This window comes from Arthrobacter celericrescens (assembly GCF_003614925.1).
GTDB classification, from domain to species: domain Bacteria; phylum Actinomycetota; class Actinomycetes; order Actinomycetales; family Micrococcaceae; genus Arthrobacter; species Arthrobacter celericrescens.
Genome location: NZ_QYLP01000031.1, coordinates 145007 through 158443 on the forward strand (window position 1 = coordinate 145007; position 13437 = coordinate 158443).

The 13437-nt window shown below is 67.1% G+C and carries 12 protein-coding genes; 2 read left to right on the forward strand and 10 right to left on the reverse strand.

Translation table 11 applies throughout. The features are described from left to right. Window positions 1–36: 36 nt before the first annotated feature. The 4 genes from D3654_RS07410 to dxs are packed head-to-tail and all read right to left on the reverse strand — an operon-like array spanning window position 37 to window position 3399. Window positions 37–252: a helix-hairpin-helix domain-containing protein gene (locus D3654_RS07410; protein WP_120520861.1), complete on the reverse strand. Its 216-nt coding sequence runs from the start codon at window positions 250–252 to the stop codon at window positions 37–39. A gap of 32 nt (window positions 253–284) precedes the next feature. Further along, window positions 285–845: a hypothetical protein gene (locus D3654_RS07415; protein WP_120520862.1), complete on the reverse strand. Its 561-nt coding sequence runs from the start codon at window positions 843–845 to the stop codon at window positions 285–287. Beyond that, on the reverse strand, window positions 842–1429 hold the full coding sequence (locus tag D3654_RS07420; protein ID WP_245413132.1) for a DUF402 domain-containing protein: 588 nt from the start codon (window positions 1427–1429) through the stop codon (window positions 842–844). The genes D3654_RS07415 and D3654_RS07420 overlap by 4 nt, the downstream gene beginning before the upstream one ends. Beyond that, the gene (dxs, locus tag D3654_RS07425) at window positions 1426–3399 is read right to left on the reverse strand and encodes a 1-deoxy-D-xylulose-5-phosphate synthase (protein ID WP_120520863.1); all 1974 of its coding nucleotides are present in this window, start codon (window positions 3397–3399) and stop codon (window positions 1426–1428) included. The genes D3654_RS07420 and dxs overlap by 4 nt, the downstream gene beginning before the upstream one ends. 221 nt (window positions 3400–3620) lie before the next feature. On the opposite strand from dxs, the gene D3654_RS07430 reads away from it, so the two are divergent. Beyond that, window positions 3621–4748: an NAD(P)/FAD-dependent oxidoreductase gene (locus D3654_RS07430; RefSeq protein ID WP_120520864.1), complete on the forward strand. Its 1128-nt coding sequence runs from the start codon at window positions 3621–3623 to the stop codon at window positions 4746–4748. A gap of 68 nt (window positions 4749–4816) precedes the next feature. Here D3654_RS07430 and D3654_RS20980 read toward each other — a convergent pair whose 3' ends face one another. Together D3654_RS20980 and D3654_RS20925 are read right to left on the reverse strand one after the other, a co-directional pair. Next, a complete protein-coding gene (locus tag D3654_RS20980; RefSeq protein ID WP_342635087.1) occupies window positions 4817–5419 on the reverse strand; it encodes a methyltransferase family protein in 603 nt (200 codons plus the stop codon). Then, on the reverse strand, window positions 5367–5489 hold the full coding sequence (locus D3654_RS20925; protein WP_280960093.1) for a hypothetical protein: 123 nt from the start codon (window positions 5487–5489) through the stop codon (window positions 5367–5369). The genes D3654_RS20980 and D3654_RS20925 overlap by 53 nt, the downstream gene beginning before the upstream one ends. Before the next feature lie 330 nt (window positions 5490–5819). On the opposite strand from D3654_RS20925, the gene D3654_RS07440 reads away from it, so the two are divergent. Next, entirely contained in the window at window positions 5820–6236 is a 417-nt protein-coding gene (locus tag D3654_RS07440; protein ID WP_120520866.1) for a spore germination protein GerW family protein, read from the forward strand. A 173-nt stretch (window positions 6237–6409) separates the two neighbouring features. Here D3654_RS07440 and D3654_RS07445 read toward each other — a convergent pair whose 3' ends face one another. The 4 genes from D3654_RS07445 to D3654_RS07460 form a co-directional block, all read right to left on the reverse strand. Further along, window positions 6410–6853 carry a nuclear transport factor 2 family protein gene (locus D3654_RS07445; RefSeq protein ID WP_120520867.1) on the reverse strand — a complete coding sequence of 148 codons (444 nt, stop codon included), beginning with the start codon at window positions 6851–6853 and terminating at the stop codon, window positions 6410–6412. Window positions 6854–7100: 247 nt separating this feature from the next. After that, window positions 7101–9911, reverse strand: coding sequence for an aconitate hydratase AcnA (gene acnA, locus D3654_RS07450; RefSeq protein ID WP_120520868.1), 2811 nt, complete (start codon window positions 9909–9911; stop codon window positions 7101–7103). A 147-nt stretch (window positions 9912–10058) separates the two neighbouring features. Further along, window positions 10059–11450, reverse strand: a complete 1392-nt coding sequence (locus tag D3654_RS07455; protein ID WP_120520869.1) for a class I SAM-dependent RNA methyltransferase — start codon at window positions 11448–11450, stop codon at window positions 10059–10061. Next, the gene (locus D3654_RS07460) at window positions 11447–13423 is read right to left on the reverse strand and encodes an APC family permease (RefSeq protein ID WP_120520870.1); all 1977 of its coding nucleotides are present in this window, start codon (window positions 13421–13423) and stop codon (window positions 11447–11449) included. Before D3654_RS07460 ends, D3654_RS07455 begins: the two co-directional genes overlap by 4 nt. Between the last annotated feature and the right edge of the window lie 14 nt (window positions 13424–13437).

Below are 13437 nucleotides of genomic sequence, written 5' to 3' on the forward strand. Positions count from 1 at the left end.
CGATCCGGTGGGTCCGGTTTGCCGCGCCGGGTGGGCCTAGGACGGGAAGCTGATTCCGGCGTCTTCCATGGCATCCTGCAGCTGGGCCATCGTCTTCGGGCCCATGCCGTGCAGGCCGGCCACCCGTTCCTCACCCAGCTCCGCGACCTGTTCCAGGGTTTCCAGGCCTTCGTGGGCCAGCGCCCGGCGGGCGGGAGCCGAGATCCCCTTGGGCAAAGGCGTGTGTCCTGGCCAGTTGCTCTTGGATGTCACGGGGCTTCCCTTCCAAGCGTGGATGGTGGTCCTTAGAGGGTAAAGCCCGTGACGTTTTTGGGCGAGTGCTTGAGCTTGAATGCCTCCGGGTCCCCGTGCGGCGCGGCGGCGATGCTGAGCTTGGTGAAGTCCAGGTCCTCACCGCGGATGCAGACCTTGATGGCGTTGACGGCCTTGTTCACGTCGGGGCAGAGGCAGAAGATGTTGAGCCGGGAGTTCCCGATCTCCGAACGCTCCACCGTGCCCAGGCCACGCCAGGCAAGGGCGCTGCGCAGGGCACCGCTGGCCTTGCGTTCCAGGTAGCGGTCCCGCTCCGTGCCGTCCTTGCTCTTCAGGGCGAACTGGGCCACGAGCCAGAACTGCTCGGATTCGGGCAGTTCCGCGTAGCCGTCCTCCTCGCACTGTGCCGCGAAGGCGGCCAGGAGCCCTTCCGCGGCGCCTTCGTCGTCGACGTCGGTGGCGTCCGTGCTGCTCTGGTGGCCCACCGTGCCGTGGTTGATGACGAACTGGCCGAAGTCCTCATCGAACCAGGCCTCGCGGAACAGCAGTACGCCGTCGTCGTCACGCTTGTAGCTGCGGATGATCCCGCTCATGCCCGTCCTTTTCCGAACCATGCGGCGCAGGTGCCGGCAGGCCCGGCGCCGTCGAACGGTTCCTGTTGTGTGAGTACGTCTTGGAGAAGCCGCGCGGCTTCGGCGCGGATCGCGGCCACAGTGTGGTCCGGGTAGCCCATGGCGAGCCGGTGTTCTTCGAACTCGTCTTCGTCGTCGATGAAGACGCCGTGCTTCGTGGAACGGATGACGTCCAGGTCCATGTCGATCATGTGGAACTCCGCCACGCCGTCCCGGATGGTCTTCCAGCCGTGGTCGAGGGCGAGGTCGACGTAGATCCGGAAGTCCCCGGGGTAGCTGTCGTCGTAGAAGGTGGCCACCCAGTCGCCGCTGCGCGGGACCAGGAGCACGGCATCGGAGGCGGTGTAGAAGGCGGCGCCGGGGCGGGAACAGAATTCGTTCCTGCCCTGGAACACCCACCAGCCGTGGATGTCCTCACCGAGGTAGCGGCCGGGGACCACCCAGTGCGCGGTGCCGTCCCATTTGCGGTTGCGGGCCACCACGAGGTCGCCGGGCTGCAGTCCCTCGGGGTGCCTTTTGCCGTTCAGATGCCCTGCGTCGTTCACAGGGTGGGCAGGCTGCCGGTGGTGGGGTGCGCCTGGCCCGGCAGCGGCCGCGCGAAGGGCACCTTGGTCCCGAGCACCTGGGCCACGATGTCGTGGGTGATCTGCTGGGCGGTGAGCCCGACGCGTTCCAGGACCTGGCTGCGGGTGCCGTGGGCGAGGAACTCCACGGGCAGGCCTACTTCGTTCAAGGCGGTGTCCACGCCGGCCGCCCGCATCTCCTGGCGGATCCGCGAGCCGACGCCGCCGGCACGGACGCCGTCCTCGATGCAGATCACCAGGCGGTGCCGGGCCGCGAGGGCGATGATGGATTTGCGCACGGGCAGCACCCAGCGGGGGTCCACTACGGTGGAGCTGATGCCCTGCGAGCCGAGCCGGGCCGCGACATCGAGCGCGAGTTCGGACATCGCGCCGACGCTGACGATCAGGACATCGTTTTCGGTGGAGCCCTCGGGACGCCGGGCGAGCACATCCACGCCATCGGACAGCCGCTCGATGGCCTCGACTTCCTTGCCGACGCTGCCCCGCGAGAAACGGACCACGCTGGGCGCGTCGCCGATCGCCATGGCCTCACGCAGTTCTTCCCGCAGGCGGGTGGCGTCGCGCGGTGCCGCGAGGTGCAGCCCGGGCACGATCTGCACCATGGCCATGTCCCACATGCCGTGGTGGCTGGCGCCGTCGGGTCCGGTGACGCCGGCCCGGTCCAGGACGATCGTCACACCGGCCCTGTGCAGGGCGACGTCCATCAGGAGCTGGTCGAAGGCGCGGTTCAGGAAGGTGGCGTAGACGGCGACCACGGGGTGCAGCCCGCCGAAGGCCATGCCCGCGGCGGAGGTGAGGGCGTGCTGTTCGGCGATCCCGACGTCGAACACCCGCTCCGGGTGCCGGGCCGCGAACTTGTGCAGACCCACCGGGATCAGCATGGCACCGGTGATGCCGACGATGTCCTTGCGCTCGTCCGCGATGTCCGCGATTTCCTCGGCGAACACGGAGGTCCAGGACTGGGCGCCGGGCGATGCCGTGGGTTCGCCGGTTTCGGGGTCGATGACGCCGACGGCGTGGAACTGGTCGTCCTCGTTGGCTCGGGCCGGCGCGTAGCCGTGGCCCTTCTCCGTCATGGCGTGCACGATCACGGGTCCGCCGTAGTGCCGGGCGGTGGTGAAGGCGTTTTCGAGGGCCTGCAGGTTGTGGCCGTCCACGGGGCCAATGTACTTCATGCCGAGGTCCTCGAACATGCCCTGCGGCGCCCACCAGTCCTTGATGCCCTTCTTCATGGCGTGCAGGCTCCGGTAGGTGAACTGGCCGAGCGGGCCGCCGTTCTGCAGCCGCTTCTTCCACCTGTCCAGGGCCACCTCGTAGGCCGGGGCGGCGCGGAAAGAGTCGATGGTTGGGCGCAGCGAGGCCAGGTAGTCGGCCAGGCCGCCGACCGTGGGGGCGTAGGAGCGGCCGTTGTCGTTGACCACGATCACCACGCGGCGGCGCTTGTCCGCGGCGATGTTGTTGATGGCTTCCCAGGCCATGCCGCCGGTGAGGGCGCCGTCGCCGACGACGGCCACCACGTAGCGGTCGCCGTCACCGGTGAGCTGCCGGGCGCGGGAGATGCCGTCGGCCCAGGACAGCGAGGAGGAGGCGTGCGAGCTTTCGACGATGTCGTGCTCGGACTCGCCGCGGTCCGGGTATCCGGAGAGGCCGCCCTCCTGGCGGAGCGTGCTGAAGTCCTGGCGCCCGGTGAGGAGCTTGTGCACGTAGGACTGGTGTCCGGTGTCGAAGACGATGCTGTCGCGGGGGGAGTCGAAGATGCGATGGATCGCCATCGTCAGCTCCACGACACCGAGGTTCGGGCCGAGGTGGCCGCCGGTCTGGGCGACGTTGGTGATCAGGAAGGACCTGATTTCGCCTGCGAGCTGTTCCAGTTCAGTGCTGCCCAGCGCGGCCAGGTCCTGCGGAGTCCGGATTGTCTCCAAGAGTCCCAACGGCCCCTCCTTAGGTGATTGACGTGCCCGTTAACTCTACCGCCTTGCCCGCCGGGCCCCGTTCCCGCCGCGGGCCGGACGCTCCGCGGACACCGGCCCGGACAAACGCGGAACGACGGCGGCCCGGCCGGTCAGAAGACCGGCCGGGCCCACCGTCGTCGTGCTTTGCGTGCATCCAACGGGCATGGACGCCAGGCCGTCCGAGGCGCAAGATGAGGTGCATGGCAACAACCGTCATGATCCTCGGCGCCGGCTTCGGGGGGTTGGAACTCGCGAGCACACTGTCGGAGCGCCTTGCCGGCGAGGTCGATGTCACCCTGGTCGACGAGCAGGACGCCTTCGTGTTCGGCTTCTCCAAGCTGGAGGTCCTCTTCGGGCACCAGAAAGCGGAGCAGGTGCGGATCCCGTACCGCGGGATCCGCACGCCGGGTGTGGAGTTCCGCCAGGAGCGGGTGCTCGCGATCGACCCGGAGAGGCGGCACGTTGTCACCGATGCTGGCGTTTACGATCCCGACTTTGTCGTCGTCGCCCTCGGCGCCGACTACGACATCTCCGCGACACCCGGCTTCGCCGAAGGAGGGCACGAGTACTACACGCTCGCAGGGGCCGAGCGGCTGCGCGACGAACTGGCGGCTTTCCGCGGCGGCCGGGTGATGCTGGCCGTGCTCTCCATCCCGTTCAAGTGCCCGCCCGCGCCCTACGAGGCGATCCTGCTGCTCCATGACCAGCTCGTCGCCCGCGGCATCCGCGAGGGCAGCAACCTTCACGTGGTCAGTCCGCAGCCGTCGCCTATCCCTGTGTCGCCCCAGACATCGGCCGCGCTGGAACGCGTGATGGCCGAACGTGGGATCGCGTACACGAAACGCCACCGGATCCACGGGATCGACCCCGACGCGCGGGTCGCACAATTCAAGGACCATGACGAGCCGTACGACTTGTTCATCGGAATCCCGACCCACAAGGTGCCGGACGTGCTCGTCGAGGCGGGCCTGACGCAGAACGGCTGGGTCGCGGTCGACCCCGTGACGCTGCAGACGCCGTACGCCGGGGTGTACGCGATCGGCGACTGCGCCGAGACCGGGATCCCGAAAGCCGGCACCTTCGCCGAGAGCGCGGCCCACGTCGTCGCGGACGGGATCGTTCGCAGCATCCGAGGCGCCGGCGGACTTGCACCAGGGGGCACGGGGCTCTGCTACCTGGAGTTCGGCCACGGCGACGTCGGTCGCGTCGACGTCGACTTCCATGCTGACGGTGGGCCGACAGCCCCGCTCCAGGGGCCGTCGCCGGCGTACGCCGCTGAGAAGGCGGAGTTCGGCGCGGTGCGACGCGCCCGCTGGTTCGGGGCCTGACGCGTCCCCCACGTTCGCGCGACGGCGTTCGGATGTCGCAGGCTGGCGACTCCGCTGCCCCCATCGAATCAAGCGTGCGACCGGAGGGGGAACCCGAAGTAGCGTGGCACCCTTTCCGCGTAATCAAGATAGGACCGTCCGAACAGCTCGGCCAGCACGGCCTCTTCGCCGAGGACGAAGCGGTGTTCCACAAGCAGTTCGGCCGGCAGCGTCACGAGGACCCAAGATGAACCGGCCAAGGTTCCTGCGCCCAGTTGGATGAGCCACCAGCCGACGTACATCGGATGGCGGGTGATCGCATACGGGCCGGTGATGACCAACTCCTCCGGCCGTTCCAATGCGAAAGGGCCCTCCGAACGCCGTCGCCGTTCAGCCAGGGCCCAGAAATTCAGGCAGACGCCGGTGAGCACCAGTCCTCCCCCCGCCATTCGGTGGAGGGATCGGGAGCCGGGAAGCGGCGCTGGCCGGAGCCGGTCCAGGAGGAGATCCATGGCCATCGCGGCCACGATAGGCAGCGGCAGCGGGAGGTTGTCGTAGTGCTCCTTCCACCGGCGTGCCAAGGAGCTTGCGGAGGGCGCTGTAACCTTTTTCGCGGTCACCCAACTTTGGGGGCGCATTTCAACGGCCGCAGGTCCCCGTTCCTTCCTTGCGTCTCCGGTGGGCTTCGTCATGCTGGTTGTTCTCCTTGTACACCTGCTCGAGGCCGACTCCCAGCTCCAGGAACTGGTCCGTGAAGTTCACAATGGAACAAAATCCCTTGGCGACAGGCTTGCCAAGGGGATACGGGCGGCCATGCCGCATCCCCCGAAAGCCAATGAAATCCGCCTGACTGGATCAGGTCGGCATCATGTGTTCGCTCCGCCCGAATGTCAATCGAGGTGGCGCTTGACGAGGCGTGCGAGCGGGCTAGGCTCGGGAAGAACCGCAAGCAGTAGTCCAGCCAACCTTGAAATCCCCCAGGTCACCGCGGGCGGATTCACCACCCCGGGCCCAGCTTCCCCGGACCGTCCCCGCTTCTCTCCAGCCAGACCACAACCCCAGCACCGCCGAGCGGACCCATTAGGAGACCGTATGAACTATCCCGAGGAGAGCACCGCGGCCGATCAGGTCCGGGACCTCACCGCAGCCCACGCCCCCACCATCCTCCTGGAGCGCCTGGCCGATAAGCTCGGCACGAGGGCCTCTGTGGCCGCCGTCTACGGCGAGCCAATCAGTGGCGAAGGCGTCACCGTCATCCCGGTCGCCCGCGTCGGCTTCGGGTTCGGCGGCGGCTCGGGGCGTGAGATCCGCTCCGACAAGACAGGCGAGGGCGGTGGCGGTGGGGGCGGCGTCGGGTCCTGGCCACTCGGCTTTATCGAGATCCGGGACGGGACTGCGACATACAAGCCGATCCGGCGCCACTGGACGGATTTCATCGTTCCATTGTCTGCACTAGCTGTAGCCCTCGCCCCCAAGATCATCCGGACACGGCGAAAACGACGCACCTAACATCGGAGTGCACCCATGTTTCTCCTTTCACGGCCTCTTACTGATGAGCGCACGTTGCAGCTAACCAACGGCCCTCGCGTAGCGTGCTTTCCACATCCTTGCCGCTGAGACGGCCGCTAACTGGATGAGGATCAAGGGCTTCCCCCGTCTCCACGGGGCACATCTACCCGAGTTCAGGCTCCTGGCCCGGACAGTGATTCAGGAAGCAGTCCGAGTTGTCCCAGGAATTCCATCTGGTCGAAGAAGAACTCGTGCCGCGTAATCAGGCCATCCTCGACAGTTGCGATATCGCAGCTCCTCACCCTGATGCTTTTGCCCGTCGGGGGCAGGCTTTCGCCGGACGGCAGGGGTAGCGGTCCGGTGTTCGTTCCGATGACGAAGCCCACGTCGATCGCCACATTTCCAGCCTCATGCTTGTTCGCGTACTCAAAGCTGATGTCCGGGAACGAATCACCAAATTGCGACAGATAGTTGCTGATTGCTTCCGGACCGACGAGCTCGCCCTCCTCCGGAGTAACAGCTACCGCGTCAGCGGAGTAGCACGCGGCCTGTGTCTCCTTATCTCTCGCCGTCACAGCAGCGGTGAGGCGGTCCATCGCGTCACGTGCCTGTCCCATTTCCGACCTCCATCTATTGGCGGCCTCACGGAAAAGGCCAGGCCGCCCCATGAATGGCATCTGTCCTCTCAGAAGCCGACTCAAGTACACGCTCGACGCCGACGAGAGTCAATGGCTCAGGGCCGGGAGATACACAGCAAGTGCCCCGCCAGGCCGAAGCCTGACGGGGCACTTGTGCGAGACCCTGGAGTGACCGCCGGTGACAGCGCGTCAGCGACCAGATCCTCTGGAATCCGAGCCGATCAGCTCAGGAACCGCTGATTTGCCGAAGGACGTACTGCAGGATGCCGCCGTTGCGGTAGTAGTCCGCCTCACCGGGGGTGTCGATGCGCAGCACTGCGTCGAAGGACTTGGAGCTGCCGTCCTCGGCCGTTGCGGTCACCTTGAGCGTCTTGGGCGTGGTGCCGTTGTTCAGCTCGGTGACACCTGCCACGGAGAAGGTTTCGTTGCCGCTCAGGCCCAGGGTCGCGGCGGATTCGCCAGCCGGGAACTGCAGCGGCAGGACGCCCATGCCGATCAGGTTGGAGCGGTGGATGCGCTCGTAGCTTTCGGCGATGACAGCCTTGACGCCCAGCAGCGCAGTGCCCTTGGCGGCCCAGTCACGGGAGGAGCCGGAGCCGTATTCCTTGCCCGCCAGGACCACCAGCGGGGTGCCGGCTGCCTGGTAGTTCTGGGCGGCGTCGTAGACGTAGGCCTGCGGGGCGCCTTCCTGGGTGAAGTCCTTCGTGAAACCGCCCTCGACGCCGTCGAGCAGCTGGTTCTTGATGCGGATGTTCGCGAAGGTGCCGCGGATCATGACTTCGTGGTTGCCGCGGCGGGAACCGTAGGAGTTGAAGTCCTTGCGCTCCACACCGTTGGCCAGCAGGTACTGGCCGGCGGGGGTGTCCGACTTGAAGGAACCGGCCGGGGAGATGTGGTCGGTGGTGACCGAGTCTCCCAGCTTCAGCAGAACGCGGGCTCCCTGGATGTCCTGGACGGGGTCCGGCTGGGCCTTCATGCCCTCGAAGTACGGGGGCTTACGGACGTAGGTGGAGTCCTCGGCCCAGGCGAAGGTGTCGCCGGCGGGGGTGTCGAGGGCCTTCCAGCGCTCGTCGCCGTCGAAGACGCCTTCGTAGCCCTTGGCGAACATGCCCTCGTCGATCGAGGAGTCGATGACTTCCTGGACCTCGGTGGGGTTCGGCCAGATGTCCTTGAGGAAGACCTCGTTGCCTTCGGAGTCCGTGCCCAGGGCGTCGGTCTCGAAGTCGAAGTCCATGGTACCGGCCAGGGCGTAGGCGATGACCAGCGGCGGGGACGCCAGGTAGTTCATCTTGACGTCCGGGTTGATGCGGCCTTCGAAGTTGCGGTTGCCCGAGAGGACGGCCGTGACGGAGAGGTCGTTGGCCTGGATGGCCTCGGAGATTTCCGGCTCCAGCGGGCCGGAGTTGCCGATGCAGGTGGCGCAGCCGTAGCCCACGATGTAGAAGCCGAGCTTCTCCAGGTACGGGGTGAGGCCGGACTTCTCGTAGTAGTCGGTGACGACCTTCGAGCCCGGGGCCACGGAGGTCTTGACCCACGGCTTGGCGGCCAGGCCCTTGTTCACGGCGTTGCGTGCCAGCAGGGCTGCGGCGAGCATCACCGAGGGGTTGGAGGTGTTGGTGCAGGAGGTGATCGAGGCGATCGACACGGCACCGTGGTCCAGTTCGAACTCGCGGCCGTCGGCGGTCTTGACGTGCACCGGCGCGGACGGGCGGCCGTGGGAGCCGTTGGCTGCGGACTCCACACGGGCGGTTTCCGTGGTGTGGGCGTCAGCGTGCGTGAAGGACGGGGCGTCGGAGGCCGGGAAGGACTCGGCCAGGGACTCGTCCACGCTGCCGTCGGCGATGTTGACGTAGTTGTGGATGTCCTTGCGGAACTGTTCCTTGGCGTCCGAAAGCTCGATGCGGTCCTGGGGACGCTTCGGGCCGGAGATGGACGGAACCACGGTGGACAGGTCCAGCTCGAGGTATTCGGAGAAGCGCAGTTCGCGGGAAGGATCGTGCCAGAGGCCCTGTTCCTTGGTGTACGCCTCGACCAGGGCGACGTTGTCCTCGGAGCGGCCGGTGAGGCGCAGGTAGTCCAGGGTGACGTCGTCGATCGGGAACATGGCGGCGGTGGAACCGAATTCCGGGCTCATGTTGCCGATGGTGGCGCGGTTTGCCAGCGGCACAGCGGCAACGCCTTCGCCGTAGAACTCGACGAACTTGCCCACCACGCCGTGCTTGCGCAGCATTTCGGTGATGGTGAGGACGACGTCGGTGGCGGTGGCGCCGGCCGGGATGCTGCCGTTGAGCTTGAAGCCCACGACGCGCGGGATGAGCATGGAGACCGGCTGGCCGAGCATGGCGGCTTCGGCTTCGATGCCGCCGACGCCCCAGCCCAGCACGCCCAGGCCGTTGACCATGGTGGTGTGCGAGTCGGTGCCGACGCAGGTGTCGGGGTAGGCGCGCAGGACGCCGCCCACTTCGCGGGTCATGATGGTGCGGGCCAGGTATTCGATGTTGACCTGGTGGACGATGCCGGTTCCCGGCGGGACGACCTTGAAGTCGTCGAACGCGGTCTGGCCCCAGCGCAGGAACTGGTAGCGCTCACCGTTGCGCTGGTATTCGATTTCCATGTTGCGCTCGAGGGCGCCGGCGTTGCCGAAGACATCGATCTGGACGGAGTGGTCGATGACCATTTCGGCCGGTGCCAGCGGGTTCACGCGCTTGGGGTCGCCGCCGAGGTCCTTGACGGCTTCACGCATGGTGGCCAGGTCCACGACACAGGGGACGCCGGTGAAGTCCTGCATGATGACGCGGGCGGGGGTGAACTGGATCTCGGTGTCGGGCTCCGCATTCGGATCCCAGCCGGCCAGGGCGCGGACGTGGTCGGCCGTAATATTGGCGCCATCCTCGGTCCGCAGGAGGTTTTCAAGCAATACCTTGAGGCTGAACGGAAGGCTGTCTGCGCCCTCTACGGAGTTCAACCGGAAAATTTCATAATCGGTGCCGGCTACATTCAGTACGCCTTTGGAACCGAAGCTGTCCACAGTGCTCATGGCAGGACTCCTCTCGCAACAGCTTTCATCTTTGTCGCGCGGGTCAGCGCTATCTAGTTAGGTAAACCTAATTCAAGCGCCGGGCATCGTGGCCTGCCATGGCCAAGGACGCGACATGGGACGACTATGGCCCCATCGTAATGTCGGCTATGCGTCGGGCACCAGCAATGCCACCGTTTCCAGGTGGTGGGTGTGCGGGTAGAGGTCGAAGGCCCGCAGTCCCCCGAGTTTCCACCCGCCGGCGTGGAAGTAGCCCAGGTCCCGGGCGAACGACGCCGGGTCGCAGGACACGTACGCGATGGCCCGCGGCCCCGAATCCATGAGCTGCCGGACTACGGCCTTGCCGGCACCGGCGCGCGGCGGGTCGATGATGAGCGAGTCGAAGCGGCGGGGGCGGCTGCGCAGCACCCGTTCCACCCGTCCCTGCACGATCTCGACGTGGCCTTCGCCGTGCAGGTTCTTGCGGGCGTCCCTGCTGGTGCCCGGGGAACCCTCCACGGACAGCACCGATCCGGTGATGCCGACGGCGTCCGCCAGCGGGGCGGTGAACAGCCCCGCCCCGGCGTAGAGGTCGGCGACGGCCGAGCCGGGAAGGAGGTAGCCGCCGTCGTGCAGGAAACCGCGGACGGCGTCCACCAGGGTGTCCGGGGCGTCCTTGTGGATCTGCCAGAAGCCTTCACCGGTGACCCGGTACTCGTGCCCGGCGGCGGTTTCCTGGACCCAGGTGCGGCCGCGCAGCTGCAGCACGTCGCCCTTCGCAGGATCGAAACGCGCCACTGAAACGTCCTGCGGCAGCCGGGCGAGGATCCTGCCCAACCGCTTGGGGTCGGCGTCGTCCTCGGGCGCGAGCAGCACCAGCGGCCGGGAGCCGTTGGCGGGGGCGGCGACCTCGACGCGGGCGACGCCGCGCAGGTCAAGCTCCCACAGTTTGAGCTCGTTGATCGCCTGGACGGCGAGCGGCATCTCGCGGACGGGCACCACGACGTCGGAGCGGTGGGCGTGCATGCCGAGCCGGCCCCCGGGGGTCACGGCAAAGCCGGCGCGGGTGCGCCAGGCCAGCCCGCCGCCGTCGTGCCGCCCGGACTCCGCCGCGGGACGTGGCTCAGCGGGACCGGCCGCCTCCACCTCGACCTGCAGGTCCAGGCCGGCGAGCCGCTTGAGCTGCTCGGCCAGGACCTCGGACTTCAGCTGCCGCTGGCGTTCCAGGCTGATGTGCCCGAACTCGGCGCCGCCCACCGGCGGGCCGCCCTTGCGCCAGGCGGCGGCGGAATCGGCAAGCTGCCAGAAGTGCGGCCGCCGGTCGTCGGAGGCTTCCAGTACCTCGACGACGTCGGCCCGCCAGAAGCGCGATCCGTCCTCTGCGTCGGTGAGGCGCGCCCGGACCTTCTCCCCCGGGATGCCGTGCCGGACGAAGACCACCCGGCCTTCGTGGCGGGCGACGAAATGCCCGCCATGGGCGACGGGCCCGACGTCGAGCACCAGTTCGCGCGGGGCCGCGTCGCTGGGGCGGCCGGGACGGGAAAGCTGGTGTTGCGTCATAGGGTGTCCTGCAGTGCCTTTGCTTCTTCGGAGGATTTGAGCTGCCACGGCACGCTGGCCACCATGACGCCGGGTTCAAAGTGGAGCCGCGCCTTGATGCGCAGCGCCGTCTGGTTGTGCACCAACTGTTCCCACCATTTACCCACCACGTATTCGGGAATGTAGACCACGATCAGGTCCCGCGGGGAATCCCGGCGCATGTTCTTCACATAGGACAGGATGGGCGTCACGGTTTCGCGGTACGGGCTCGCGAGCACCGTCAGCGGCACCGGGATATCCAGTTTGTCCCAGTCGGCCACGGTGTGCGCGGTCTCTTCCGAGTCGATGTCCACGATGATGGCATCGAGCCGCGACGGGCGGGAGGCCCGGGCGTAGGCCAGCGCCCGCAGCACCGGCTTGCGGACGTGCGAGACCAGCAGGATCGCGTGCACCCGGGTGGGCAGTGCACGCGGCGAGGAGTCCTCGTCCACGGCCAGTTCCTTGGCCACGTTGTCGTAGTGGGCGCGGATGCTCCACATGATCAGGAACAGCACGAACATGGCCAGCAGGGCCAGCCAGGCGCCTTGCTCGAACTTGGTGATGAGCACGATCGTCAGGACCAGCGCGGTCATGCCGAAGCCCACCATGTTGATGGTGCGCGACTTGAGGACCCGGAGCCTTACGGCCTTGTCGCGGGCCAGCTTCAGTTCCCGGCCCCAGTGCCGGATCATGCCCAGCTGGCTGGCCGTGAAGGAGATGAACACGCCCACGATGTAGAGCTGGATCAGGCGCGTGACGTCCGCATTGAAGGACAGGATGAGCACCAGCGCCCCGGCGGCCAGGGCGAGCACGCCGTTGCTGTACGCCAGGCGGTCTCCCCTGGTACGGAGCTGGCGCGGCAGGTAGCCGTCCTGGGCAAGGATGGAGCCGAGCACGGGGAAGCCGTTGAACGCCGTGTTGGAGGCGAACACGAGGATGATGCCGGTGGCGGCCACCACAATATAGAAAGGAATGGAGCCCGGGCCGAAGATGGTCAGGGCGATCTGGCTGATTGCCGGGTTCTGGATGTAGTCCTCCGGGAGGGGCTGGCCGTTCAGCAGGAACTCCGTGGCCGGATCCAGCACGATGTGCACCTTGGTGGCGTTGGCCAGATAAATGATCCCGGCGAGCATGGCCGAGGCGATCACGCCGAGCATCAGCAAGGTGGTGGCGGCATTCTTGCTCTTGGGCTTCCGGAAGTTGGGCACGCCGTTGCTGATTGCCTCAACACCGGTGAGGGCCGCAGCACCCGAGGAGAAGGCGCGCAGCAGAAGGAAGGCGCCCGCCAGGCCCACGAGGCCTTCATCGAAGCCGTGCTCCGGAACGATGGTGAACGCCGCGGACGGTGCCTGCCCCAGCTGGCCGGTGACGGCCTGGAAGATGCCGACGGCGGTCATGCCCAGGATGGAGAACATGAAGATGTAGGTGGGGACCGCGAAGACCGTGCCGGCTTCCTTGATGCCGCGCAGGTTGACCAGCGCCAGTATGATGACGCCGACCGTGGCGATCAGCGCCTGCTGGCCGTGCAGGGACGGAACCGCCGTCGTCAGGTACGTCGCGGCCGAGGACATCGACACCGCCACGGTGAGGACGTAGTCCACCAGCAACGCCGAGGCGACGGTCAGGCCGGCGTATTTGCCGAGGTTGACGTTGGCGATCTCGTAGTCGCCGCCGCCGGACGGGTAGGCGTGCACGTTCTGCCGGTAAGACGCCACGACTGTGAGCAACACCACCATGACGGCCAGGCCGACGAGCGGTGAGAAAGACACTGCGCTCACGCCGGCCAGGGCCAGGGTGAGGAGGATTTCGTCCGGTGCATAGGCCACGGAGGACAACGCGTCGGAGGCGAAGATCGGCAGCGCGATGCGTTTCGGCAGCAGGGTGTGGGACAAGCGGTCGTTCCGGAAGGGCCGCCCCACCAGAACCCGTTTGACCGCGTTGAAAATAGTCAGCACCCGGCCACGTTACT